This window comes from Leifsonia shinshuensis (genome assembly GCF_014217625.1).
Classification (GTDB): domain Bacteria; phylum Actinomycetota; class Actinomycetes; order Actinomycetales; family Microbacteriaceae; genus Leifsonia; species Leifsonia shinshuensis_A.
Genome location: NZ_CP043641.1, coordinates 4,383,754 through 4,405,337, shown reverse-complemented (window position 1 = coordinate 4,405,337; position 21,584 = coordinate 4,383,754). Strand labels below are relative to the sequence as shown.

At 72.1% G+C, this 21,584-nt stretch carries 24 protein-coding genes and 1 riboswitch; of the genes, 11 read left to right on the top strand and 13 right to left on the bottom strand.

The features are described from left to right. The first annotated feature begins 43 nt into the window (after positions 1 to 43). Positions 44 to 1,081 carry a YeiH family protein gene (locus tag F1C12_RS21520; protein WP_185276827.1) on the top strand — a complete coding sequence of 346 codons (1,038 nt, stop codon included), beginning with the start codon at positions 44 to 46 and terminating at the stop codon, positions 1,079 to 1,081. Positions 1,082 to 1,123: 42 nt separating this feature from the next. On the opposite strand, the gene F1C12_RS21515 is transcribed toward F1C12_RS21520, so the two are convergent. Continuing rightward, positions 1,124 to 1,438 carry a DMT family transporter gene (locus F1C12_RS21515; RefSeq protein ID WP_185276826.1) on the bottom strand — a complete coding sequence of 105 codons (315 nt, stop codon included), beginning with the start codon at positions 1,436 to 1,438 and terminating at the stop codon, positions 1,124 to 1,126. Between the two features lie 11 nt (positions 1,439 to 1,449). Further along, positions 1,450 to 1,514: riboswitch (guanidine-III (ykkC-III) riboswitch) on the bottom strand. A gap of 216 nt (positions 1,515 to 1,730) precedes the next feature. Here F1C12_RS21515 and F1C12_RS21510 point away from each other — a divergent pair. Beyond that, positions 1,731 to 3,029 carry an O-acetylhomoserine aminocarboxypropyltransferase/cysteine synthase family protein gene (locus F1C12_RS21510; protein WP_185276825.1) on the top strand — a complete coding sequence of 433 codons (1,299 nt, stop codon included), beginning with the start codon at positions 1,731 to 1,733 and terminating at the stop codon, positions 3,027 to 3,029. Then, positions 3,026 to 3,631, top strand: a complete 606-nt coding sequence (locus F1C12_RS21505) for a CoA-binding protein (protein WP_185276824.1) — start codon at positions 3,026 to 3,028, stop codon at positions 3,629 to 3,631. Before F1C12_RS21510 ends, F1C12_RS21505 begins: the two co-directional genes overlap by 4 nt. A 22-nt stretch (positions 3,632 to 3,653) precedes the next feature. Here the strand turns inward: F1C12_RS21505 and F1C12_RS21500 are convergent, their stop codons facing one another. The 3 genes from F1C12_RS21500 to F1C12_RS21490 all read right to left on the bottom strand — a co-directional run bounded on the left by F1C12_RS21500 (position 3,654) and on the right by F1C12_RS21490 (position 5,167). After that, positions 3,654 to 4,196, bottom strand: coding sequence for a type II toxin-antitoxin system VapC family toxin (locus tag F1C12_RS21500; RefSeq protein WP_185276823.1), 543 nt, complete (start codon positions 4,194 to 4,196; stop codon positions 3,654 to 3,656). Beyond that, positions 4,193 to 4,426, bottom strand: coding sequence for a FitA-like ribbon-helix-helix domain-containing protein (locus tag F1C12_RS21495; protein ID WP_185276822.1), 234 nt, complete (start codon positions 4,424 to 4,426; stop codon positions 4,193 to 4,195). The genes F1C12_RS21500 and F1C12_RS21495 overlap by 4 nt, the downstream gene beginning before the upstream one ends. Positions 4,427 to 4,585: 159 nt before the next feature. Next, complete coding sequence (locus F1C12_RS21490; protein ID WP_185276821.1) at positions 4,586 to 5,167, bottom strand: class I SAM-dependent methyltransferase; 582 nt, start codon at positions 5,165 to 5,167, stop codon at positions 4,586 to 4,588. Positions 5,168 to 5,224: 57 nt separating this feature from the next. On the opposite strand from F1C12_RS21490, the gene F1C12_RS21485 reads away from it, so the two are divergent. Continuing rightward, entirely contained in the window at positions 5,225 to 8,569 is a 3,345-nt protein-coding gene (locus tag F1C12_RS21485; protein WP_185276820.1) for an ATP-binding protein, read from the top strand. A gap of 90 nt (positions 8,570 to 8,659) precedes the next feature. Here F1C12_RS21485 and F1C12_RS21480 read toward each other — a convergent pair whose 3' ends face one another. The 5 genes from F1C12_RS21480 to F1C12_RS21460 all read right to left on the bottom strand — a co-directional run bounded on the left by F1C12_RS21480 (position 8,660) and on the right by F1C12_RS21460 (position 11,783). Further along, positions 8,660 to 8,953 (bottom strand): hypothetical protein, encoded by a 294-nt coding sequence (locus F1C12_RS21480; RefSeq protein ID WP_185276819.1) that lies wholly within the window; start codon positions 8,951 to 8,953, stop codon positions 8,660 to 8,662. 163 nt (positions 8,954 to 9,116) lie between these two features. Then, positions 9,117 to 9,935, bottom strand: coding sequence for an ABC transporter permease (locus F1C12_RS21475; RefSeq protein WP_185276818.1), 819 nt, complete (start codon positions 9,933 to 9,935; stop codon positions 9,117 to 9,119). After that, the gene (locus tag F1C12_RS21470) at positions 9,932 to 10,945 is read right to left on the bottom strand and encodes an ATP-binding cassette domain-containing protein (protein ID WP_185276817.1); all 1,014 of its coding nucleotides are present in this window, start codon (positions 10,943 to 10,945) and stop codon (positions 9,932 to 9,934) included. Before F1C12_RS21470 ends, F1C12_RS21475 begins: the two co-directional genes overlap by 4 nt. Positions 10,946 to 11,038: 93 nt before the next feature. Then, complete coding sequence (locus F1C12_RS21465) at positions 11,039 to 11,548, bottom strand: Clp protease N-terminal domain-containing protein (RefSeq protein ID WP_185276816.1); 510 nt, start codon at positions 11,546 to 11,548, stop codon at positions 11,039 to 11,041. Further along, entirely contained in the window at positions 11,541 to 11,783 is a 243-nt protein-coding gene (locus F1C12_RS21460; RefSeq protein WP_185276815.1) for a helix-turn-helix domain-containing protein, read from the bottom strand. The genes F1C12_RS21465 and F1C12_RS21460 overlap by 8 nt, the downstream gene beginning before the upstream one ends. A gap of 91 nt (positions 11,784 to 11,874) precedes the next feature. Between F1C12_RS21460 and F1C12_RS21455 the strand changes: the two genes are divergently transcribed. The 4 genes from F1C12_RS21455 to F1C12_RS21440 all read left to right on the top strand — a co-directional run bounded on the left by F1C12_RS21455 (position 11,875) and on the right by F1C12_RS21440 (position 15,144). After that, the gene (locus F1C12_RS21455) at positions 11,875 to 12,045 is read left to right on the top strand and encodes a hypothetical protein (protein WP_185276814.1); all 171 of its coding nucleotides are present in this window, start codon (positions 11,875 to 11,877) and stop codon (positions 12,043 to 12,045) included. Between the two features lie 76 nt (positions 12,046 to 12,121). Then, a complete protein-coding gene (locus F1C12_RS21450) occupies positions 12,122 to 13,507 on the top strand; it encodes an L-serine ammonia-lyase (RefSeq protein WP_185276813.1) in 1,386 nt (461 codons plus the stop codon). A gap of 99 nt (positions 13,508 to 13,606) precedes the next feature. Beyond that, on the top strand, positions 13,607 to 14,578 hold the full coding sequence (locus tag F1C12_RS21445; RefSeq protein ID WP_185276812.1) for a sulfurtransferase: 972 nt from the start codon (positions 13,607 to 13,609) through the stop codon (positions 14,576 to 14,578). Between the two features lie 77 nt (positions 14,579 to 14,655). Next, complete coding sequence (locus F1C12_RS21440; protein ID WP_185276811.1) at positions 14,656 to 15,144, top strand: glutathione peroxidase; 489 nt, start codon at positions 14,656 to 14,658, stop codon at positions 15,142 to 15,144. 9 nt (positions 15,145 to 15,153) lie between these two features. Here F1C12_RS21440 and F1C12_RS21435 read toward each other — a convergent pair whose 3' ends face one another. Next, positions 15,154 to 15,444, bottom strand: a complete 291-nt coding sequence (locus F1C12_RS21435) for a hypothetical protein (RefSeq protein WP_185276810.1) — start codon at positions 15,442 to 15,444, stop codon at positions 15,154 to 15,156. 71 nt (positions 15,445 to 15,515) lie between these two features. Between F1C12_RS21435 and F1C12_RS21430 the strand changes: the two genes are divergently transcribed. Further along, positions 15,516 to 15,932, top strand: coding sequence for a TraR/DksA family transcriptional regulator (locus F1C12_RS21430; RefSeq protein WP_185276809.1), 417 nt, complete (start codon positions 15,516 to 15,518; stop codon positions 15,930 to 15,932). A gap of 12 nt (positions 15,933 to 15,944) precedes the next feature. Here F1C12_RS21430 and F1C12_RS21425 read toward each other — a convergent pair whose 3' ends face one another. Continuing rightward, entirely contained in the window at positions 15,945 to 18,920 is a 2,976-nt protein-coding gene (locus F1C12_RS21425) for a helix-turn-helix transcriptional regulator (RefSeq protein ID WP_185276808.1), read from the bottom strand. A gap of 73 nt (positions 18,921 to 18,993) precedes the next feature. Beyond that, positions 18,994 to 19,275 carry a hypothetical protein gene (locus tag F1C12_RS21420; RefSeq protein ID WP_185276807.1) on the bottom strand — a complete coding sequence of 94 codons (282 nt, stop codon included), beginning with the start codon at positions 19,273 to 19,275 and terminating at the stop codon, positions 18,994 to 18,996. 172 nt (positions 19,276 to 19,447) lie between these two features. Here F1C12_RS21420 and F1C12_RS21415 point away from each other — a divergent pair, with 172 nt between their 5' ends. Continuing rightward, entirely contained in the window at positions 19,448 to 20,041 is a 594-nt protein-coding gene (locus tag F1C12_RS21415) for an NADPH-dependent FMN reductase (protein ID WP_185276806.1), read from the top strand. A gap of 5 nt (positions 20,042 to 20,046) precedes the next feature. Beyond that, entirely contained in the window at positions 20,047 to 20,508 is a 462-nt protein-coding gene (locus F1C12_RS21410) for a WapI family immunity protein (RefSeq protein WP_185276805.1), read from the top strand. A gap of 14 nt (positions 20,509 to 20,522) precedes the next feature. Here F1C12_RS21410 and F1C12_RS21405 read toward each other — a convergent pair whose 3' ends face one another. Further along, positions 20,523 to 21,554 (bottom strand): aldo/keto reductase, encoded by a 1,032-nt coding sequence (locus F1C12_RS21405; protein WP_185276804.1) that lies wholly within the window; start codon positions 21,552 to 21,554, stop codon positions 20,523 to 20,525. Positions 21,555 to 21,584 lie beyond the last annotated feature (30 nt).

Genomic DNA, 21,584 nt, shown 5'->3' with positions numbered 1-21,584 from the left:
CCCCGTGTCAAAACCGGATGTGCGTTGACGCAAGAATGGAACGGTGACCTCACCCGCCACCTCGCCCACCCCCTCACCCGCGCGCTCGTCACTCTCCTGGCTGCCCGGCGTCGCCGTCGCCGGCCTCGCCGCGGCCGCAGCCTGGGGAATCCACTGGCTGGCGCCCGCCGTGCCGTTGCTGACGGCGGCGGTCGTGCTCGGCATCGTGGTCGGCCAGATCCCGGCCGCGCGCGGCGCCCTCGGCGGAGTGCTCGCTCCTGGCCTCACGCTCAGCGCGAAGCGGCTGATGCGGATCGGCGTCGTGCTGCTCGGCCTCAAGCTCAGCCTCGGCGACATCGCCGGGCTCGGCTGGGTGGCCATCCTGACGACCGTCGGGATCGTGGCGTTCAGCTTCGGCGGGACGTTCCTGATCGGCCGGCTCTTCCGCCTGCCCGGTCACCAACCGCTCCTGATCGCGACGGGCTTCTCGATCTGCGGTGCGTCCGCGATCGGCGCGATGAGCGGAGTGGTCAAGCCCAAGGACGAGGAGGCCGCCACTCCGGTGGCGCTGGTCACGCTGTGCGGGACGCTCGCGATCTTCGTGCTCCCGCTCTTCTGGCATCCACTGGGCCTCTCCGCGGTGCAGTTCGGTCACTGGGTCGGCGGCGGAGTCCATGATGTCGGCCAGGTCGTGGCGACCGCGCAGATCGCGGGCCCGGCCGCGCTGACCGTGGCGATCGTCGTCAAGCTCACCCGCGTCCTCATGCTCGCCCCGACCGTCGCGATCGCGGCGATCGTCGAGCGCCGCCGGCACGTGGAGGGCGACCCCAGCGTTAAGCGCCCGCCGATCGTCCCGCTCTTCGTCGCCGGCTTCATCGCGGCGGTGCTGATCCGCTCGTTCCTGCCGCTGCCGGCCGCGATGACCGACGGCGCCGACACGCTCCAGACCATCCTCCTCGCGATGGCCCTCTTCGGCCTCGGGACCGCGGTCCGGCTGCGCACCCTCGTCGGAACGGGCTGGCGCGCACTCGCCACCGGTCTGCTGTCCTGGGCCCTGATCGCCGCGCTGGCGCTCGGCGCGGTGTGGGTGTCGGCGGCCTGACCGCCTGACGCCGAATCGCGCTCGCCGATCCAGCCGACCCGGCTAGTGCGCCAGCTTCAGTCCGACGACGCAGCCGACCAGCCCGAGGATGAGCAGCAGCTTGACCAGCGAGAAGCCGTCGCCGCCGAAGACCATCGCGTACAGCACGGTGAGCGCCGCGCCGATGCCGACCCAGACGGCGTAGGCCGTCCCGGTCGAGATGTCGCGCATCGCGTAGGCGAGGCCGCCCATCGAGGCGAGGAGGCCGACGACGAACACCACGGTGGGTACGGGGCGGGTGAAACCGGCGGACTTCCCGAGGGCCGTGGCCCACACGGCTTCGAGCACGCCGGAGAGGATGAGGACGATCCACGACACGATGACGACTCCTTGGCCAGTCTTGTCGCGTGCCGGGTACTGAACCGTCGTCCGGGATCGCGGTCGTGCGAACATTTCGAGCCTATCGAGGCAGGCTGTGCAGGCCCCGTGCACGACGCGGCGACCGGCCGCCCCCATGCAGTGTCGGCGAAACCTACGCGCACGACGCATGGCCCGCGGCGACTGGCCTGCGGCGACCGACGCCCCGACACCCCACGGGCGAAGCCGACGGATGACCGCGTGTTACGGAGGCCGCAGGGTGGCCTCGCGGGGCCTCGGGTAGCGTGGCCGCATGGCTGATCGCGAATATGGCTTCCGGACGCGTGCGATCCACGCGGGCAACATCCCCGACCCCGTGACCGGAGCGCGCGCACTGCCGATCTACCAGACCAGCGCCTTCGTGTTCGACGACACCGCGGACGCCGCGGCGCGGTTCGCGCTGCAGAAGTACGGCAACATCTACTCGCGGCTGGAGAACCCGACGGTCGCGTCGTTCGAGGAGCGCGTCGCGAGCCTCGAGGGCGGCATCGGCGCCGTCGCGACGGCGAGCGGGTTGAGCGCCCAGTACATCACGTTCGCGTCGCTGGCCGGGGCCGGCGACCACATCGTGGCGTCCGCCAACCTCTACGGCGGCTCGATCACGCAGCTCGACGTCACGCTGCGCCGCTTCGGGGTCGACACGACGTTCGTGCAGAGCTCCGACCCGGCCGACTACGCGGCGGCGATCACCGACCGCACCAAGCTCGTCTTCGCCGAGACGATCGCCAACCCGTCCGGCGAGATCGCCGACATCGAGGGCCTGGCCGAGGTCGCGCACGCGGCCGGCATCCCGCTGATCATCGACTCCACCATCGCCACCCCCTACCTGAACCGCCCGATCGAGTGGGGCGCCGACATCGTCATCCACTCGGCGACGAAGTTCCTCGGCGGCCACGGCACCACCCTGGGCGGCGTCGTGGTGGAGAGCGGCCGCTTCGACTGGCACAGCGAAAAGTTCCCGCTGTTCAGCCAGCCGGTCCCGTCGTACGGCGGGCTGCAGTGGTCGGGCAACTTCGGCGAATACGCCTTCCTCACCCGCCTCCGCGCCGAGCAGCTGCGCGACATCGGCCCCTCCCTCGCCCCGCACTCGGCGTTCCTGCTCGCGCAGGGCGTCGAGACGCTGCCGTACCGGATCCAGGCGCACGTCGACAACGCCCGCGCGGTCGCCGAGTGGCTGGACGCGGACCCGCGGATCGAGAAGGTCTTCTGGGCCGGGCTGCCCGAGCACCCCCACCACGAACGTGCGCAGAAGTACCTCCCGAAGGGCCCGGGAAGCGTGTTCTCGTTCGTCGTCACGGGCGGACGCGAGGTCGGCCAGCGCTTCATCGAGTCGCTGAACCTCGCGAGCCACCTCGCGAACATCGGCGACGCGAAGACGCTCGTCATCCACCCGGCCTCCACGACGCACGCCCAGCTCACCGAGCAGCAGCTCCTCGACGCCGGCGTGCTCCCGGGCGTCGTGCGCATCAGCGTCGGCATCGAGGATGTGGACGACATCATCTACGATCTGGACCAGGCGCTCAGCGCAGCGGTGAAGGAGGCGGCAGCATGACGACCGCGAACGCGACGGCGATCGACGCGGCCAGCGACTCGACGACGACCGAGGTCCAGCTGGTCAACGGCCTGAGCTGCTCGCTCCCCGCCGACTCCCCTCTGGCGAAACTCCTGAAGTCGCAGCGCACCTGGACGGGTCCCGACGCGAAGGAGCGCCTGCGGATCCTGCGCGGCGCGAAGTCGGTCGCGATCGTGGGCGCGTCCGCGAACCCGGCCCGTTCGAGCTATTTCGTCGGGACGTACCTGCAGCAGTCGAGCGACTTCCGCGTGTATTTCGTGAACCCGAACGCCGACACCATCCTTGGCCAGAAGGCCTACCCCGATCTCGCCTCCCTCCCCGAGGTGCCGGACATCGTCGACGTGTTCCGCCGCGCGAGCGACATCCCGAGCGTGATCGACGAGGCCGTAGCGGTCGGCGCGCCGACCGTCTGGGTGCAGCTCGGCATCTGGAACCAGGAGGCCGCCGAATACGGCGAGTCCCTCGGCCTCACCGTGGTGATGGACCGCTGCATCAAGATCGAGCACGCCCGCTTCCACGGCGGACTCCACCTTCTCGGCTTCGACACCGGCCAGATCACGGCGCGCAAGACGCTGCGCTGAGCGTCCGGACGCCGGTCACGTCCTACCCGTCCACCGCACGCAACCCCCTCCCGTTCATCGCGGACCCCTTCACCGCGGGCCCCTTCACCGCGGGCACGGACCGCATCGCCCGCTCCAGCCGCTTGTCCGTCGTCACGAGCGGAGCCGTGAGCAGCTCGGACAGCGCGACGAAGGTCGCGTCGAACGCGGTCAGGGTGCCTCGCAGATCCCACACACGCTGCTCGACGGTCTCGAACGGCCACGGCTCGATCGGGAGCTCCAGGAGTTCGGCGTAGGCCATCGAGGCCTCGGCGTCGCTCAGCTTGCGGCGCGCGCGAAGCGTGCGGAGGACGTTGGCCGCCTCGGCGAACATCACGTCGGGAGCGGCGAGGTCGCGGCCGCGCAGACGTTCGGCCACGGCCCGGCCGTTCTCGCCGGGGTCGACCAGGAGGTCGATCACAGCGCACGTGTCGACGATGACCGTCTCGGCCACACCGAAGTCGTGCGCGAGCGGATCGGACGACGACGCAGCGGGTTCTGCGGAGTGGACCGCCGTGCGGCGCACGGCGGCCGCCACCGCGCTCATTCGCGGCTCCGCGCGATCATGTCGGACACGGCCTCCCGGTCGAGCACGGGGAAGTGCTCCGCGCGGCGCCGGATGCTGTCGAGGACGTCGTCGACCGTGCGCTTGCCGGCGAGACGGGTGAGTTCATGCACGAGGTACTCCTGAAGTGATCGCCCCGAGCGGGCCGCACGCGCCGCGAGCTCGTCGCGGACCTCGTCCGGAACGGAGCGGATGGTGATTGAAATGGGCATGCATGCAGTTTAGCAGCAGTGATGGCATTGTGCAGGTGTTCCTTTCGGCGTTGGTGGCCTGATGGATCCATCCTGAGTGGGCGGACGCACGCAGAATCGGGTCGGCGGAGATCTGTGGAGAAGTCGCCGATCGTCAGAGGGTGGGGAGGAAGATCCCGCTCACGCCCGCGCGACGATGTGGAACACGTGCCACTGCTTCGGCCCCTCGAACGACATCCCGCGACGGTCGTCCTCGACCAGCCGCAGCACCTCGAGCCCGGTCAGCATGGCCTCCACCCCCGCGCGGTCGTGGAAGTTCATCCCCGGCCGCCCGAACCACTCGTCGTGCGGCCCGAACAGCTCCCCCGCGAACAGCCCGCCCGGCTCGATCGCGTCCCGGATGTCCGCCCACAGGTAGGGGAACCGGGTGGGATCGCAGAACGGCAGCGCGAACCCGGCATAGACGAGGTCGGCCTGCGGCAGCTCCCCCACCTCCTCGAACGGAGCGCAGCGCGTCGTCACGCGTTCACCCGCCGACGGGTCCAACCCGGCACGCACGCGCTCGTCCACCGACGGGTCGGAGTCCACGGCGAGCACCCGCCAGCCGCGCTCGGCGAGGTCGCGCGTCTCGACCCCGTCCCCGCAGCCGAGGTCCACCGCGGTGCCCGCCGGGCCGTCCCACGCCGCGAGTGCCGACTCGTACGTCGGCCTGACGCCGCGTCCGCCCTGCTTCTCGTAGAACTGCGACCAGTCGAACGCCATGGCCTGAGCCTACGCGCGGCGCGGCGCGAACCGCCCGGTCCTGGCTAAAATCGGCGAGTGGAGTCCGCCCCAGCCCGTCCCCGCGTCGCCGTGCTCGGCCCGGTGCTCGTCGAGGACCGTTCCGGCGCACTGGCCGAGCCGTCGGGGACGCGCGGGAAGAGCCTCATCGTCGCCCTCGTACTGGCGCGCGGCGGTCTGTCCGTCCCCGCCCTGGTCGAGGACCTCTGGGACGACGCTCCCCCGCGGCAGGAGCGCGCGGCCCTGCAGACGCTGGTCTCGCGCGTGCGCACGAGCAGCGCAGACGGCATCCTGGAGTCCACACCGAGCGGGTACGCGCTGGCGGTCGGCAGGCACGGCACCGACCTGGACCTCGCCGCGCATCACCTCGACCTCACCCGCACGGCGCTCGCCGCGGACGCCGCCGGCGACGCCCTCCGCGAGGCGAACGCCGGCCTCGCGCTCTGGCGCGGCGAGCCGGGCCTCGACCTTGCCGGCTCCCGCCTCGGTGAGGAGCTGGCGCGCACCGCGGACGAGCTCCGCACCGACCTGCTCGCCGCCCGCGCCCGCGCCGCGCGGCTGACCGGCGACCCCGCGACCGCGCTCAGCGACCTCCAGCAGCTGCTGCGCCTGCGCCCCCTGGACGAGTCCCTGCACGCCGAGCGCATCCGTGCGCTCGCGGACGCGGGCCGCCGCAGCGACGCCCTGCTCGCCTTCGCCGACCTGAAGGACGCCCTGCGCGACCGCCTCGGCACGCGCCCCGGCGCGGAACTGGTCGCCCTGAACGCACGCCTGCTCGCAGAGGAGGACGACGACGAGGGCGGGTACGACGAGGGCAAGAACAAAAACGACGACGACCGCGAGCCTGCATCGCCCCGGCGCGTCCGCCTCGGCCTGCGCACGGCTCCGAACGCCCTGGTCGGCCGCGAGTACGACCTGGAGGCCGTGGAGGACCTGGTCGCGACCTCCCGCCTCACGACGATCCTCGGCGCCGGCGGACTCGGCAAGACCCGCCTGGCCCACGAGGTCGGTCACCGTGCCATCCACACGCCGGCGGTCGTCCTGGTCGAGCTCGCCAGCGTGCGCACCGGAGCGGACGTCGAACTGGCGTTCGCCACCACGCTCGGGATCCGGGAGGCCAGGGCCGCGCGCCTGGCCGAGCCGGGAGCGCAGCTCGACCTGCGCTCCCGCATCCTCGGCCTGCTCTCCGAGCGCGAGACACTGCTCATCGTCGACAACTGCGAGCACATCATCGACGCGGCCGCCGCCTACATCGAGGACATCCTCTCGGCCACGCCGACCGTGGGCGTGCTCGCGACGAGCCGCGCGCCGCTCGCGATCGGCGCCGAGCGGGTCTATGCGCTCGGCCCGCTGCCGTCCGACGACGACGGTCCGGCCGTCGAGCTGTTCCGCGAGCGGGCCACCGCCGCGCGCCCGGGCGTCGTGCTGCCGCCGGAGGCCGTGGCCCGGCTCTGCGCCCGGCTCGACGGCCTCCCGCTCGCCATCGAGCTGGCCGCCGCCCGGGCCCGCTCGCTCTCGGTCGAGGAGATCGAGCGCCGCCTCGGCAACCGCTTCGCGCTGCTGACCGGCGGCGAGCGCACCGCGCCGGAGCGCCACCGCACGCTGTTCGCGGTCATCGACTGGAGCTGGAACCTGCTCACCGCGTCCGAACAGGCTCTGATGCGCCGGCTCTCGGCCTTCCCCGACGGGTTCAGCGCCGACGCCGCGGAGGCCGTCGCGGGAGCCGGCGCCGCGTCGGTGCTGGACGACCTGGACGCACTCGTCGCGCAGTCGCTGGTGACCGTCTCCGAAGACCCGGACACCGGGATCCTGCGCTACCGGATGCTGGAGACGGTCCGCGAGTTCGGCGACCTGGAGCTGACCGCGGCCGGCGAGTCCGACGAGGTGCAGGCCGGGGTGGACGCCTGGGCGATCGCGTTCGCGCGCGAGGCGATGGCGCGCATGCACGGCCGGGAGCAGGTGCCCACCTTCGCCCGAGTGACCGCCGAGCAGGACAACCTGGTGGCGGTGCTGCGCTCGGCGCTCGACGGCGGCCGGCCGGCGACGACGGCCACGGTGTTCGCGGTGCTGGCCTACTACTGGTCGCTGCGCAGCACCCACACTGAGGTGCTGAGCTTCGGGAAGGCCGTCCTCGACGCGCTGTCCGGCTGGGAGCCGGCCGGCGAGGACCGGGAGGCGGCGGCCGCGTCCTACACGCTGATCGGGGGCACCTTCCTCTACGCGGGGCTGCGCACGGCCGTCCGCGCGATCTCGCGGCTGCGCAGGCTCCGCCGCGATGCGCCCTTCGCCGACCCGCGGCTCGGCGCGATCGCGAGCCTCGTGCTCGCGGCCGGCCACGTGGAGCCCGGGATGCGGCTGCTCGCCGAGTTCCGAAGCTCGGCGGATCCCGAGCTCGCGGCGATGGGCGCCCTCCTCACCGCGCAGCTCCAGGAGAACGCGGGCGAACTGGACGACGCCCTCGCGAACGCGACCCGGGCGCACGAGAAGGCGATCGAGGCGCAGGACACCTGGTCGCGCGCGTCCGCGGCGCAGAGCCTGGCGCAGCTGCACAGCCAGCTCGCGCACCCCCGGGAGGCGCTGGCCTGGGCCGAGAGCGCCTACGAAGGCCTCACCTCGCTGCGCGCGGCGGGCGACCTCCGCCAGCTCGACTGGCTGATCGCGGTCAACTCGATCTCCGCCGGGGACGTCGAGCGTGGGCGCGTTCTCCTCGAGGACTACCTGCACGAGGAGGTCGACCGCACCGGCTTCGACTACGTCGACTACTACGGGATCGGTTTCGCCGGGATGGCGGAGATCGCGCTGGCGGAGGGCGACTACGCACGCGGCATCCGCCTCTACGACGAGGCGATCGGCGTGTACTCGGACGACACCGCCGTCGAGCGCGACGCCGTCGCCAACCCGTGGCTGACGATCCTCGGCGCCGCCCTCATCGCCGCCCGGCTGCGCACGCACGACGCGGAGGCCCGGCTGGCGGAGACGACGGGCCTCGCGATCGAGGACCCGCTCAGCCGCGAGGAGACCGCCGAGGCGGCCCGCCGGCTGCGCACGCGCGTCCTGGTGAACGCCCGGCTGAGCCCGCCCTACCTCGACAAGCCCGTGATCGGCACCGGCCTCCTCGGCTTCGCCATCTGGATGCTCGACGAGGAGGTCGCCGCGGGCCGCGGGGACGAGTGGGTGGACGCGGGGCTGGAGCTCTTCGCTCTCGCGGCGCGGTCGAACTCGCGGCAGGACATCGAGAGTCTGCACCGGCCCCGCCTCGCGGAGCGGGTGCGGCAGACGTGGGGCGAGGATCGTGTCGCGGCGGCGCTGGAGGCCGCAGGCGCGCTGGGGCGGGAGGCCGCGGCGGTGCGGGGGTTGGTGGTTCTGGGGGATGTGCGGGTCTGAGTGGCCTCCACGACGGAGCGGCCGCCGCATCCCTCCGCAGGATGCGACGGCCGCTGTCTCAGCGCGGTACCGCGCTGAGAATCAACCCTCCTAGAAGTTCGAGTGACCGCAGGCGCGTTCGATCGTCCCCAAGTAGGTCACTCCTGCGGGATAAGACGTGATGCCCACCTCGTACTTGTTGTAGTAAGTGCCCTGGCTGAAGCGCTGGCTCTTGAACTTGTACCACCACAGGTACTCGTCGTGCATCTCGCCGAAAGTCCCAGTCTGACAGGAGTACGGCACCGGCATATTGTGAGCGGCCGCGGGTAGCGCAGCTGCCAGGCCGCCGCCGACTGCGGCGACGACGGAGGCGCCAGCCAGGAGGACACGCAATTTCTGTTTCATGACGGCAGGCTATCGTCACTTAAATTTATACACCAGACATTTCCATCTTGATACATTAACACCTCAAGCGCATGTCGTTCAAGGCGTCTAAGCGCTGCAAAACGCACAAGCGGCCGCCGCATCCCTCCGCAGGATGCGACGGCCGCTGTCCGTAGACGGGAGGCTAGGCCTTCCGCATGTAGGCACGCACCGTGAGCGGGGCGAAGACGGCGACGATCACGGCCGCGCCGAGCAGGGCGAGCCATCCGTCGACCCCGAAGGTGCCATGAGCAGTGAGGTTCCTGACCGCGGTCACCAGGTGCGAGACGGGGTTCACGTTGACGAACCCCTGCAGCCAGCTCGGCAGCGTCTGGACGCCCACGAACGCGTTGGAGAAGAACGTCAGTGGGAACAGGACGAGGAACGAGATGCCCTGCACTGAGCCCGCCGTCCGCGCGATGACGCCGAAGAAGGCGAAGATCCAGCTGATCGCCCAGGAGCAGAAGATGACGAGCAACCCCGCGAGGATGACGAAACCGATACCCGCGGCCGGGCGGTAGCCGATCGCGAAGCCCACGACGAACGTGATCGTCGTCGCGATCGTGTAGCGCAGCGTGTCGGCGAGAAGCGCGCCGGAGAGCGGCGCGATGCGTGCGATCGGCATCGACTTGAACCGATCGAACACTCCTTTGTCCATGTCCTCCCGCAGCTGCACGCCGGTGACCACCGATGTCGTGATGACCGTCTGGACCAGCACACCGGGGATGAGCGTCGGCAGGTAGGCCTGCACATTTCCGGCGATCGCGCCCCCGAAGAGGTACGCGAACATGATCGTGAAGATGATCGGCTGGAGCGTCACATCGAACAGCTGCTCGGGCGTCCGCTTGATCTTCAGGAGGCCGCGGTGGGCCATCGTGATCGTGTTGGACAGGGTCTGGCTCAGGCTGACGTGGTTCTTCAGGTTCCGCTCGGACGGCGGGGTGATGGTGGCGATGGCGCTCATGCCCGGACTCCTTCCTCCGCCGCGGCGGTCTCGACGGACTCCTCGTCCGTGTCGGTCTCCTCTTCGACCCCGTGGCCGGTCAGGGTGAGGAACACCTCGTCCAGGGTGGGCTTCTGCACCGACATCTCCTGGAGGTGGATGCCCGCCTCGCGGAACGTGACGAACAGGTCGGTGACGGCGTCAGCGTCGCCCATGGGCGCGGTGAGCCGGGAGCCCTCGGGCGAGACGACCGCCTCCACGCCGAGAACGGTGGCGATGGCGCGGCGGGCGTCCTCGATGTCGGCCGGGTCGGTCAGGCGCAGCTGCAGGGACGACTCCCCCACCGACGCCTTCAGCTCGTCGGCGGTGCCCTCGGCGACGACGCGGCCGCGGTCGATGACGGCGATGCGGTCGGCGAGCTGGTCGGCCTCGTCCAGGTACTGCGTGGTGAGCAGCACCGTGGAGCCCGTGGAGACCAGCCGGCGGATGGTGTCCCACATCTGCGCGCGGGTCCGCGGGTCGAGGCCGGTGGTCGGCTCGTCGAGGAAGATCAGCGGCGGCTGTGCGATCAGGCTGGCGGCCAGGTCGAGGCGCCGGCGCATGCCGCCGGAGAACTTCTTGAGCGGGCGCTTGGCGGCGTCGGTCAGCCCGAACTCCTCGAGGAGCTCGGCGGTCTTGGCCTTGGCCTCCCGGCCGCTGAGGCCGAGCAGGCGCGCGAAGATCATGAGGTTCTCGTTGGCGGACAGGTTCTCGTCCACGGAGGCGAACTGGGCGGTCACGCCGAGGAGCTGGCGGACGACCTGCTGCTCCTTGCGGATGTCGTGGCCGAAGACGAAGGCGTCGCCGCCGTCCGGGCGGAGCAGGGTGGCGAGCATGGAGATGGTGGTGGTCTTCCCGGCGCCGTTGGGGCCGAGGACGCCGTAGACGGTGCCGGCCCGGACGTTGAGATCGACGCCGTCGACCGCCCGGTTGTCGCCGAAGACCTTGACGAGCCCGTGGGCCTCGACGGCCCACTCGGTGCTGCGAGTCATGGTGGTCCTTCCTGATGAGGTGGATGAGCCGATGGTCGCGGAGGCCGCTTGCACAGCGCTTACGGGGCGCTTACGTCGCGCTTACAGCGGCTGTCAGGCGATCCCGCGCAGCGCCGCCACCACGGCAGGCCGGTCCACGCCGGCGAGAGTCAGCGCGCGCGGGACGGTCCCCAGCTCCAGTCCGAAGATGGCGGTCACGAGGTCGGCCTCCCCCGAGCGCTGGCGGCGGTGGGCGGAGGCGACGCGGTGGGCGCGGGTGAGCGCTTCCTTGGCGGAGGCGCCCCAGCGCGGCCGGGCGACGCGGGGCGACGCGGCGAGCCGTTCCTCCGGCGGCGGGGTGACGCCGGCGACGCGGAGGCTGGCCTCGCGTTCGGCGAGCAGGGCGGCCTCCAGCCCGACGGGGTCGAGGCCGGCGGACGCGAGCACGTCGCGGACCGCTCCGCTGCCGTCGCGGGAGAGGGCGAGCAGCAGGTGCTCGGCCTCCACCAGGGTCGCGTTGCGGCGCTGGGCCTCGGTGACGGAGGCGATCACCACCGAGCGGAGGGCCTTGGACAGCGGCTGGCCGGGGGCGTTGTTGGCGGTTCCGGGAGGGATGTCAGACATTTCGTCTCCTGAGGGCTACGCCTGCGGCGGCGACGCGGCGCAGGTGCTTCTTGTGCACGGCCTGGCGGGTGACGCCGAGCGCGTCGGCGATCTGGGTCCAGCTCCAGCCGTCGCGGAGGGCGTGCTCGACCTCCGCGTCTTCGAGCCGGTCGGCGAGCTCGCGCAGGGCGACGACGGCGGCGAGGCCGTCGGCCACCCCGCCGAGCGGGTCCGGAGCCTGGATGGGTGGGTTCATGGGAGCAACTTTAGTTGCTTACTTCGATTTGTCAACTTAAGTTGCTCTTTTGCCCGACACGACGTACCCGCGCGAGCGTAGTGTGACCGGCATGGACATCGGCGTCGGAACGACCGTCTGGCTCGGGGACCGCCCGGGCGTCGTGGTGGAGGGGCCGGACGAGGGCGGTCAGTTCCTCATCGAGTACACGCCCGTCGAAGGCGGCCTGGACACCGCTTGGTGCCCGCCAGGCGACGCTCGCGTCCGCGTTCGCGAAACCTGAGATTCACGCAGGATCTCTGCGCCGATGCGCAGCTGCGCGCGGGATTCCAGCGCGAAAGCCGACGTACACTGGTGAAGTGACAGCGTACGTCTCCGCCTTCGACCTGTTCTCGATCGGCATCGGCCCCTCGAGCTCGCACACCGTCGGACCCCTGCGGGCCGCCAAGGCGTTCGCGGACCGCCTCGTCGCCGACGACCTCGTGGAGCAGGTCGACCAGGTCACCTGCACCCTCTACGGCTCCCTCGGCTCGACCGGGATCGGGCACGGCACGCCCGACGCCGTCGTCGCCGGCCTCCGCGGCAACGAGCCGGAGAACTGCCACCCGGACGACGTACGCGGCGCGTGGTCCGCGATCGGCGACGGCGCGAAACTGCGCCTCGCGGGCGTGCGCGACATCCCGCTCAGCAAGGGCGACATCGACTTCGAGCCGCGCACCCGCCTCCCCGGCCACCCGAACGCGCTCACCCTGCGCGCCTGGGGCCGCAGCGCCGACGGAACCCGACAGCCGCTCCCCCTGCTGGAGGAGACCTACTACTCGATCGGCGGCGGCTTCATCCGCCGGGATGGCGAGGAGGCGGAACTCGCCGCACGCGCGGCGCACCCGCTGCCGTACGACTCCGCCGAGGAACTGCTGGCGATCTGCGCGCGCCTGGACATCCCGATCTGCGAGGTCGCGCGCCGCAACGAGATCGCCCTCCACGGCGAGGACGCCACCGACACGCGCCTCGACCTGATCTGGGAGGCCATGGCCGAGTGCGTCGCGCGCGGCCTGGCCGGCGACGGCACCCTCCCGGGCGGCCTCGGCGTCAAGCGCCGCGCGGCCGCGATGCGCGAGCACCTGGAGAGCGTCCAGGACGACCCGGGCCGCGCGACGTCGCTGGAGTGGCTGCACGCGTTCGCGCTGGCCGTCAACGAGGAGAACGCCTCGGGAGGCCGCGTCGTCACCGCTCCCACCAACGGCGCGGCCGGGATCGTGCCCGCCGTGGCCCACTACTACCTCCGGTTCGTGCCGGGCGCGACGCTCGACGGAATCCGCAAGTACCTGCTCACCGCGACCGCGATCGGCTCGCTGTTCAAGGCGAACGCGTCCATCTCGGGGGCGGAGGGCGGCTGTCAGGCGGAGGTCGGCTCAGCCTGCGCGATGGCGGCGGGCGCACTCTGCGCAGTCCTCGGCGGCACTCCGACCCAGGTCGAGAACGCGGCGGAGATCGCCATGGAACATCACCTCGGCCTCACCTGCGACCCGGTCGGCGGCCTGGTGCAGATCCCCTGCATCGAGCGCAACGCGATCGCGTCCTCCACCGCCGTCTCTGCCGCACGCCTCGCGCTGCACGGCGACGGTTCGCACCTGGTCTCGCTGGACACCGTGATCGAGACGATGCGCCAGACCGGGCTGGACATGTCGACCAAGTACAAGGAGACCAGCGAGGGCGGCCTCGCGGTCAACGTCATCGAGTGCTGAGGCGGCCGAAGCTCGCGTGTCCCACCGCCACGACGCTCTCGTTACGCACGATTGCGCCCCTCGTATACGACGTCGGAGGCCGCCGTTAGCGTGGAGCGCATGACTCTCACGACCGCGCGTTCCGACGAGCCGACCGTCCCCGATCCCGCGACCCTCGCCGACCTCCGCGGCGACCGCAGGAACGGTGCAGACGACAGCAGCGCAGGCGTCGAGGTCCGCGCCGCACTCGGTGCGGCGCTCGCCGGGCCGCTGGTGTCCACCCAGTGGCTGTGCGACCACCTCGGAGCCGACGGCCTCCTGGTGATCGACGCGTCGGTCGTCGCGGTCGCCGGCGCCGACGGCCGCACCGACTACGTCAGCGGGATCGAGCGGCACGGCGAGGGGCACGTCCCCGGGGCGGTGTTCGCGGACCTGCTCGAGCGGTTCAGCGACCCGGCCGCGCCCTTCCCGTTCACGCGTCCGGGCGCCGAGGCGTTCGCCGCCGCCGCGACCGCGCTGGGCGTGGACGCCGACACCACCGTCGTCGTGTACGACGGCGCGGTCGGGCAGTGGGCCTCCCGGCTGTGGTGGCTGTTCCGCTCGTTCGGCCACGACCGCGTCGCGGTGCTCGACGGCGGCGTGACCAAGTGGCGGGAGGAGGGCCGACCGCTCGCGTCCGGCCCCGTGACGCCCGCGCCCGCCGGCCGATTCGTCGCCGCCGAACTGCCGGGGTTCTGGAGCGACAGGGAGGACGTCGCGGCACTGCTCGCCGGCGACCGGCCGGGGACGCTGGTCTGCGGCACCGCGCCGAAGGACTTCGCCGCCCGGCACATTCCGGGTAGCGTGAGCGCGCCGGCCGTGCGGCTGGTGGACCGGGCGACCAACGCGTTCCTGCCGGCCGCCGGACTGCACGACCTCTTCGCCGACGTGCTGGCGTCGCCCGACCCGATCGTCGCGTACTGCGGCGGCGGGATCGCCGCGGCTGCCGACGCCCTCGCTCTGGCGCTGCTCGGGCGCGACGACGTGACGGTCTACGACGGGTCGCTCAACGAGTGGGCGTCGGATCCGGCCGCGCCGCTCGCGAGGGCCTGAACCGCGCCGACGGGACCGTTCCTGGGTCTTCGCCGCATCCGCGCATACACTCACGTATCGGGACGTAGGCTCGGACCATGACCCTGATGGATATCCCGTTCCACACCATCGATGGAGCTCCGACCAGCCTCGCCGCCTTTTCGGGCAAGGTCATCCTCGTCGTCAACGTCGCCTCCCGCTGCGGACTCGCACCGCAGTACGAGAAGCTGGAGCAGCTGCAGGAGACATACGGCGACCGCGGGTTCACGGTGATCGGGTTCCCGAGCAACCAGTTCCTCCAGGAGCTCAGCTCGACGGACGCGATCAAGGAGTACTGCTCGACGACGTGGGGCGTCACGTTCCCGATGATGGAGAAGGTGCGGCTGAACGGCCGCAACGCGCACCCGCTCTACAACGAGCTGACCACGCACCCGGACGCCGACGGCAAGGCCGGCAAGGTGAAGTGGAACTTCGAGAAGTTCGTCATCACGCCCGACGGCGCGGTGCACCGGTTCCGCCCGCAGATGGAGCCGGACGACCCGCGGATCGTCGGCCTCATCGAGGCGTCGCTGCCGGCGGCGGTGTGAGCGCCGAGCTCACGCCCTCCGGAACCAGCGGCCGCCGACGCGTTCGGTGAGCCGCCAGTCCCCGGTCTGCGCGAGCGCTCCGACGGCGGCGACCGCGTGCTCGGCGACGCGCAGTGCGTCGTGCGCGCCGTCCGCGGTGAAACGCACGGTGAGCCGCGCCTCGCGGCTGACGATGTCGACGCTGGTCGCCTCCACGGTCGTCAGTTCGGCCACCGCGGCGGCGGCCGCCGGCTCCACCTGGGTCGGGGCCACGTCGGGCCGCAGGCGCCCGACCGGGATGATCACACGAAACGAAGGCACGCGCCGAGCCTACGTCGGATACCGGATGCCGGGCGTACGCTGACACGGCGGGATCGGAAGGGGGTGCGCGGATGCACACCGAATCACCGGACACACGAGAGCTCTACATCATCCAGGACATCGGACTGACCACCGACGAGCTGGAGGGCTTCGACAGGATGCTGGACGAGCGGCGTCAGGGGGACGTCGCGGAGTCGCAGCGCCTCGCGGAGGCCCTGGGGTCGCTGCTGTCGTCGCGGTCGGAGTCGACCGCCGACGACGAGCACGACCCGGAAGGGCCGACGCTGAGTTCGGAGTGGAGCAGGCTGCACGCCCTCCGCTCGGAGACGGCGGCGGACATCGCGGCCGTGGACGCGGCGCGCGACCGCATCCGGCTGGGACGCTACGGGACGTGCGCCTCCTGCGGGCGCGCGATCGGGGTGCAGCGGCTGGAGGCCCGGCCGACGACGGAGCTGTGCATCGTGTGCGCGGTGGCCGCCGAGCGCTAGCGCGCTGGCGCGCTACCGAGCGGCCCGCGACGCGCGGTAGACGGCCTCCGTGCGGCTGGCGGCGCCGACCTTGCGGAGGATGCTCGAGACATGGACGCTCGCGGTCTTGGCGGAGATGAAGAGGACCTCGCCGATCTGCTTGTTGCTCAGCCCCTGCTCGATCAGGGCGAGGACCTGCTCCTCGCGCTCCGTGAGCGGGGCGCCGGGGCCGAGCGCGGGCGGTCCGCCCACAGCGCGGGCGCCGCGGGACGAGATCAGGGCGACGGCCGCCTCGGCGAGGAGTCCGAAGCCCGTGTTCTGTGCTTCGTCTCGGGCGGCGACGGCCAGGCGTTCGGCGGCCGGGCGGTCTCCCGCGGCCCGCGCGACCCGGGCGGCGCGGACGAGGGCGTAGGGGTGCAGGTGCGCGGGGGCGAGCGGAAACGCGGTCGCCTCGACCGCGGCCTCCCAGGCCACTCGTGCGCCGTCGAAGCGGTCGGCGGCGGACGGATCGGAGACCGTGCCCGCCTCGGCCAGCGCCGCCAGTGCTGTGGCCAGCTCCGCGCGGATCACCGGACCCCACGCGACCGCCGTCGGCCAGGCCTCGATGGCGGCCAGCGCCGCGTCGAGGCGCGCGGCCTCCAGCGCCACATCCACCGGGGTGTCGCGTTCGGCGCGCTCGTGCTCGGAGCGGAACGCGATGTCGGCAAGGGCGCGCGCCGCCGCGGCGAGCACCGGGAGGTCGTTCGCCGGTAGCGGTCGGTGGGCCGCCGTGCGAACGGGAGCGGTGTGCTCCCAGGCGTCGAACGCGTCGCCGCGGGCGATCGACACCTCCGCGGCGAGGCGGGCGACGCCGAGTTCCGACTGGACCTCCAGTTCGCCGAGTGTGCGCAGGCCGCCGTGCCAGCGGCGCAGCAGCGTCTCGGTCGTCTCGAGGTCGCCGCGCCACAGCGTGATCCACAGCTTCATGCGTTGCAGGTGCGCGCGGAAGCTCGGCGGCGGGTCGAGGGCCAGCGCGGGGTCGAGCAGCGCCTCCGCCCGGTCGAGCTCGCCGAGCGCGAGCAGCGGCTCCACGGTGTTGGAGGACAGGATGACGCCGGTGGAGCGCTCGATGCCGCGCGCGCGGGCCTCGCGGACCCCCGCCTCGGCGAGCCGCACCGCCTCGGCGTAGCGGCCGAGGTTGTTCATCGCGTCGGACGCGTTGACGGCGTACCGCAGCTCGGCGGCGGAGTCGTTCTCGGCGAGCCGGCCGGCTTCCTCCAGCTCGGCCAGCCCGCGCTCCACGGAACCGCGGGACACCAGTGAGCTGCCGAGGATGTTGTGCGCGACGGAGCGGAGCGCGTCCGACCCGTCGCCGGCTTCCTCGATCGCCCGCGACGACATGGCCACCGCGTCGTCGAACCGGGCCGCGAGCATGTACCGGGCGGCCAGCTCGGCCAGGAGCTGCAGGCGGAGGCCGTCGCCCTCCGGCAGCGCGCCGGGCGGCACCACGTCGAGGGCGCTCTGCAGCAGCTCCTGGACGCCCGTGCGGTTGAGGTTCTGGAGGTACTGCGCCTTGTCGCGCAGCAGCCGCGCCTGCCGGGCGGGCGGGAGGCCGTCGGCCGTCTCGAGCGCCACGTTGACCAGGGCGAGCGCGCGCTCGTTGTCGCCCGCGTTGCGCAGCGCCGACGCGGTGCGCGCCAGCAGCTCGGTGCGGCCTCCGGTCCGCAGCCACTGCGCGCTCAGCTCGTCGGCGTCCGGCACGCTGTCCCACAGTTCCAGGGCGCGGTCGCCCATCGCGGCGGCCGTGGCGTAGGCGTACGACATCCGCGCCTCGCTCATGGCCTCCAGCGACGCGATGAAGGCGCGCCGCACGTCGTGCGCGGCGAGCCAGTGCGTGGAGAGCTGCGTCGCCGAGCGCTGCGGGCTGGCTTCCAGGGCCTCCGCGAAGCGCATGTGGAACCGGCTGCGCTCCCCCGGCAGCAGGTCGGCGTGGATGGCCTCGCGCACGAGCGCGTGGCGGAAGGTGTACTCGGTCGAGTCGGCGACCAGGACATTGGCGACCACGGCCTCCCGCGCCGCCGCGTCGAGCTGGTCCGGCGTGCCGTCGTAGACCGCGCTGAGCAGCTCGTGGTCGACGCAGACGCCGCCGGCCGAGACCAGGCGCAGCAGCCGCTGGGCGGGATCGCTGAGCTTCTCGAACCGGGCGAGCAGCAGCTCCCGCAGCGTCTCGGGAAGGTCCTCCCCTGTCGCGAGGCCGTCGATGCCGATCAGCTCTTCGACGAAGAACGGGACGCCCTCGCTCATCTCGTAGACGCGGCCGACCGTCGCGGCGTCGGGCTCGCAGCCGAGCAGCCGGGCGATCAGCGCCTCCACCTGACCGCGGCCGAGCCTGGCCAGCTCCCAGCGCGTGACGCGGCGGGTGCGCTCCAGCTCGCCGAGGTAGGCGCGCAGCGGGTGGCCGCGCGTGATCTCGTCTGTGCGGTAGCTCAGCAGGACGAGGAGGTGCCCGCGCTCGGCCATCCGGACGATGAACCGCAGCAGTTCGAGCGTCGCGGTGTCGGCCCAGTGCAGGTCTTCGACCGCCAGGACGAGCGGGCGGTCGGCCGACAGCGTCTCGAACAGGACCGTCACCAGCTCGTACAGCCGCTCGGCGCCGGTGCGCGCCGGGACAGCGGAGTCGTCGGCCAGCTCGGGCAGGAGCACGGAGAGGACGCCGGCGCCGTGGCCCGCGGCCTCCAGCACGGCGTCCAGGCCGCGCAGCTCGATGAGCCGGCGGAGGATGCCGGCGAACGGCGCGTAGGGCGCCCCGTCGTTGCCGAGGTCGACGCATCGGCCGAGCAGCACCGTGGAGGACTCCTCGGCCTCGGCCAGGAACTCGGCGAGCAGCCGCGACTTGCCGATGCCCGCCTCGCCGCCGATCACGACGGCGCGGAGGCCGCCGTCGCGACGGACTCCGTCGAGCTCGTCGCGCAGCGCCTCCAGATCGGACTCGCGCCCGATCATCGTGGGGCTGGACGCCGGTGATCGCATGGCCTCATCGTGCCATGGACCACCGACATCCGAACCCCCTGTCCGCCCTGCTTCGCCCAGGGCAGAACCTCGGTCAACGGCCGGCGTGGGCGAGCTCCCGCTCCTGGTCGCGGGCGGCCTCCGGAGCGGACTCCCGAACCGGCCCCGCACCGGTCGCACGCGGCGCGGAGACCGGCTCCGCCGTCACCGCGGCGACCGACCGCGCCTCGTGCCGTGCCCGGCGTCCGGCAGCCCGCTCGGCCCGGCGCTCGGCGCGCTCCTCGCGGAGCCGGCGCACCAGCTCCCGGTCGTGCTCGGCCCGCTGGACGTCCCCCGCGTACACCCGCGAGGCCACGAACTCCTCGGACAGCATCATGATCCACACCCTTCGCTCCACTGCTTTCTTCGATGACCTCAGACTCGTCGCTAAGGACCCCCTCCCACATCGGGAAGATGCCCTATTCCGGCGCGAATACGTCTCAGACGGGCGCGCGCACGACTCAGGCACGGGACTCGACACCGCGCGAGGCCGGGGGCAAGCTGGCGGCATGGCAACGGTCAACGAGCTCCAACCGCCTTACCGGGTCGGCCTCATCGTCGGCAGCATCTCGTCGGGATCCATCAACCGCAGGCTGTCGAAGGCACTGCTCGAGCTGGCGCCGGAGGAGCTGGTCTTCACCGACATCGGGATCGCGGACCTGCCGCTCTACAGCCGCGACTACGACGGCGACTTCCCGCAGGTCGTCCGCGACTTCAAGGCGTCCATCGCCGCGCAGCAGGCGCTGTTGTTCGTCACGCCGGAGTACAACCGATCCATCCCCGGCGCGCTCAAGAACGCGATCGACTGGGCGAGCCGGCCGCACGGCGAGAACGTGATCGCGCGCAAGGCGACGGCCGTGATCGGCGCCTCGACCGGGCCGATCGGGACGGCGGTGGCGCAGCAGCAGCTCCGCAGTGTGCTGAGCTTCCTGCAGGCGCCGCAGATGAACGCGCCGGAGGCCTATATCCAGCTGAAGCCTGGCCTGATCGAGGACGACGGGACCGTCACGGATGAGCGGCTGGAAGGCCTCCTGCGTGGCTTCATGGTGTCGTTCTTCGAGTACATCGAGCGGGTGCTCACCGTCGTTCCGGCTCCACGGTGACCGGTGTGTTCCTCTCGGACAGCGAGGGCTCACGCAGTCTCGCGCTCCGTGCTCTGTCGCGCGACGGCGACGTGCTCACTGTGGAGGCCATCGCGGCGGACGGGGACCGGCGCTGGCGGCTGGCCGGCCCGCTGCTGCACCTCGACGAGGCCGCGGAACTCGGCGCATGGCTGGCCGGGCTCCCCGGCGACCTCACGCTGGGAGCGGACGAGTGGACCACGCTGACGTTCGCGTCGCCCGTGCTGTCGTTCGCCGGGCGGCGGGTGCCGGGCGGCGTGGTGGAGTTGCGGGTCTCCGTGCTCGGGATGGCGGCCGCGGGTGGAGCGCCGCCGGAGACCGGGCCGCAGCAGCCGGGCGCCTCGCGGCCGCTTACGACGGACGTCGTGCTCGGCCTCGATCTCCCGGCACCCGTGGTGGAGCGGGCGGCCGTCGCCTTCGTGTCCGAGACGGCCGCGCTCCGCGCCTGAGCCACGCAGCGGGGTCAGCGGCCGCCTTCGCGCTTGCGGTGCCGCTGCGCGACCGCCTGCGGCCCGTACGGGTACACCTCCGTGCGCGGCGTGCTCGCCTCGTCCAGCCGGATGCGCTGCTCGTCGGTCAGCTCGAGGTCGGCCGCGGCGAGGTTGTCGTCCAGCTGCTCCAGCGTGCGCGCTCCGAGGATCACGCTCGACACCGCGGGCCGGTCGACCAGCCACGCCAGCGCGACCTGCGACATGCTCGCGCCCGCCTCGTCCGCGACCGCCTGCACCGCGTCGATGACGTCCCAGGTGTGCGGGTCGGCGTTGCGGGCGTCGAAGGCCTCCATGCCGCGCTTCGGGTTCTCGCCGAGCCGGGTGGCCCCCGTCGGCGCCTCGTTGCGGCGGTACTTGCCGCTCAGCCAGCCGCCGGCCAGCGGCGACCAGGGCAGCAGGCCGATCCCGGAGTCCAGCGCCGCCGGCACGATCTCGTGCTCGATGCCGCGGACCAGGAGGCTGTACTGCGGCTGCAGCGTCACCGGCGCGACGAAGCCGTAGGCGTCCGCGACGGCGACCGCCTTGGTGAGCTGCCAGCCGAGGTAGTTCGAGAAGCCGTAGTAGCCGATCTTGCCCGCGGTCACCGCGTCGTCGAGGAAGCGCAGCGTCTCCTCCAGCGGCGTCAGGTAGTCCCAGGCGTGCATCTGGTAGAGGTCGATGTGGTCGACGTCGAGCCGGCGCAGCGAGTCGTCGAGAGCCTTGCGCAGGTGCGTGCGGGACAAGCCGAGGTCGTTGGAGCCGTCCCCCATCGGGAACCGCGCCTTGGTCGCGATCACGAGCCGGTCGCGGGCGCCGTGGTTGCGGGACAGCCAGCGCCCGATGATCGACTCCGACGTGCCCGTGCTGTACACGTCGGCCGTGTCGATGAGGGTGCCTCCGGCCTCCACGTATCGGTCCAGGATGGCGTGGGAGGTGGGCTCGTCGGCCTCCGCCCCGAAGGTCATGGTGCCGAGGGCGAAGGCGGACACGATGGTGCCGCTGTTTCCGAGGGTCCTGAGGTCCATGCCCCCGACGCTAGCCTCGCCCGGCGGAAT

Excerpts from the sequence above, each read along its gene's own strand:
- F1C12_RS21470 (WP_185276817.1), bottom strand. The coding sequence starts at position 10,945 with ATGACTCGCAGCACCGAGTGGGCCGTCGAGGCCCACGGGCTCGTCAAG.
- F1C12_RS21460 (WP_185276815.1), bottom strand. The coding sequence starts at position 11,783 with ATGAACCCACCCATCCAGGCTCCGGACCCGCTCGGCGGGGTGGCCGAC.
- F1C12_RS21505 (WP_185276824.1), top strand. The coding sequence starts at position 3,026 with ATGACGACCGCGAACGCGACGGCGATCGACGCGGCCAGCGACTCGACG.
- F1C12_RS21465 (WP_185276816.1), bottom strand. The coding sequence starts at position 11,548 with ATGTCTGACATCCCTCCCGGAACCGCCAACAACGCCCCCGGCCAGCCG.
- F1C12_RS21455 (WP_185276814.1), top strand. The coding sequence starts at position 11,875 with ATGGACATCGGCGTCGGAACGACCGTCTGGCTCGGGGACCGCCCGGGC.
- F1C12_RS21430 (WP_185276809.1), top strand. The coding sequence starts at position 15,516 with ATGCACACCGAATCACCGGACACACGAGAGCTCTACATCATCCAGGAC.
- F1C12_RS21425 (WP_185276808.1), bottom strand. The coding sequence starts at position 18,920 with ATGCGATCACCGGCGTCCAGCCCCACGATGATCGGGCGCGAGTCCGAT.
- F1C12_RS21405 (WP_185276804.1), bottom strand. The coding sequence starts at position 21,554 with ATGGACCTCAGGACCCTCGGAAACAGCGGCACCATCGTGTCCGCCTTC.
- F1C12_RS21495 (WP_185276822.1), bottom strand. The coding sequence starts at position 4,426 with ATGCCCATTTCAATCACCATCCGCTCCGTTCCGGACGAGGTCCGCGAC.
- F1C12_RS21440 (WP_185276811.1), top strand. The coding sequence starts at position 14,656 with ATGACCCTGATGGATATCCCGTTCCACACCATCGATGGAGCTCCGACC.
- F1C12_RS21475 (WP_185276818.1), bottom strand. The coding sequence starts at position 9,935 with ATGAGCGCCATCGCCACCATCACCCCGCCGTCCGAGCGGAACCTGAAG.
- F1C12_RS21420 (WP_185276807.1), bottom strand. The coding sequence starts at position 19,275 with ATGATGCTGTCCGAGGAGTTCGTGGCCTCGCGGGTGTACGCGGGGGAC.
- F1C12_RS21490 (WP_185276821.1), bottom strand. The coding sequence starts at position 5,167 with ATGGCGTTCGACTGGTCGCAGTTCTACGAGAAGCAGGGCGGACGCGGC.
- F1C12_RS21480 (WP_185276819.1), bottom strand. The coding sequence starts at position 8,953 with ATGAAACAGAAATTGCGTGTCCTCCTGGCTGGCGCCTCCGTCGTCGCC.
- F1C12_RS21415 (WP_185276806.1), top strand. The coding sequence starts at position 19,448 with ATGGCAACGGTCAACGAGCTCCAACCGCCTTACCGGGTCGGCCTCATC.
- F1C12_RS21445 (WP_185276812.1), top strand. The coding sequence starts at position 13,607 with ATGACTCTCACGACCGCGCGTTCCGACGAGCCGACCGTCCCCGATCCC.
- F1C12_RS21510 (WP_185276825.1), top strand. The coding sequence starts at position 1,731 with ATGGCTGATCGCGAATATGGCTTCCGGACGCGTGCGATCCACGCGGGC.
- F1C12_RS21500 (WP_185276823.1), bottom strand. The coding sequence starts at position 4,196 with ATGAGCGCGGTGGCGGCCGCCGTGCGCCGCACGGCGGTCCACTCCGCA.